The 1,022-nt window shown below is 46.2% G+C and carries 1 protein-coding gene; it reads left to right on the plus strand.

Translation table 11 applies throughout. From position 1 onward, the window contains the following. Nucleotides 1-1,022, plus strand: a 1,022-nt coding sequence (locus R7044_RS24395; protein WP_225455898.1) for a DUF2813 domain-containing protein, incomplete at both ends; no start/stop codon positions are given.

The following is a 1,022-nucleotide window of genomic DNA, read 5'->3' on the forward strand; positions in this document are numbered from 1 at the left end:
GCTTGGTGCACAACAGAAGATGGTGAACATGTCATTTATTATCGAATCAGTGCCTCTCGCGTTGATCATGACATCACAACCAAATACGCGTTTCTTGACCGTGATGGCAAACCGAAACAGATTCACCATTCAGAAAAATTAGCGGTCGAGTTGATGACGTTGCACCCTGTCATTCGACTAAGGGATTCTCGTCGCTTTCCTCGTCCGTCACACATTAATGGTGACAGCAAAAACGCGCGTATAGAAAAACGCATCAACAACACCTGTCGACGTTTATTGGCGATGCCGGGTCATGTAAACAAAGGGGAAATACGAAGCAGTCTCGATGCCATGAAAACGTTGGTCGAGCACTATTTTGCGTTTCGTAGCATCAGTAAAGGCAATCCTAGAAAACCGAGAGACGGATTATTCTACACTAGCCCATCTTCTGATAAAGGATTGAGCCAATACCTGAAAGAGACCAACGATAAGCAAAGTCGCTTGCTCTTAATGGGGTTGCTTAATGCATATCTTCAAGCCAAAGGACCGACGGATTTAAGACGCTGCGCGCGGCCTATTTTGATCATCGAAGATCCAGAAGGTCGTTTACACCCAACGCATTTAGCTCGAGCTTGGTCGTTGCTTCAACTTTTGCCAATGCAAAAAATCTTAACCACGAACAGTGGCAGTTTGCTTGGTTCCGTGCCGCTCTACTCGATCCGTAGGCTTATCCGTCTGTCCGATAAAACGATTGCGAAGAGTCTAAACACGTCTAAGTTTGGTGGTGACGAGCTAAGACGAATTGGCTTCCACATTCGTTTTCATCGCGCTGGCGCTTTGTTTGCGCGTTGCTGGCTATTAGTGGAAGGCGAAACTGAGGTTTGGTTGTTTAATGAATTGGCAAGACAATGTGGATACGATCTCGCCGCTGAAGGGGTTCAGATTGTCGAATTTGCACAATCTGGCTTACGTTCATTAATAAAAGTAGCCAAAGAGTTCGGTATCGATTGGCATGTGGTTACCGATGGTGACCCTGCGGGTAA

The organism is Vibrio sp. 1402 (assembly GCF_033340275.1).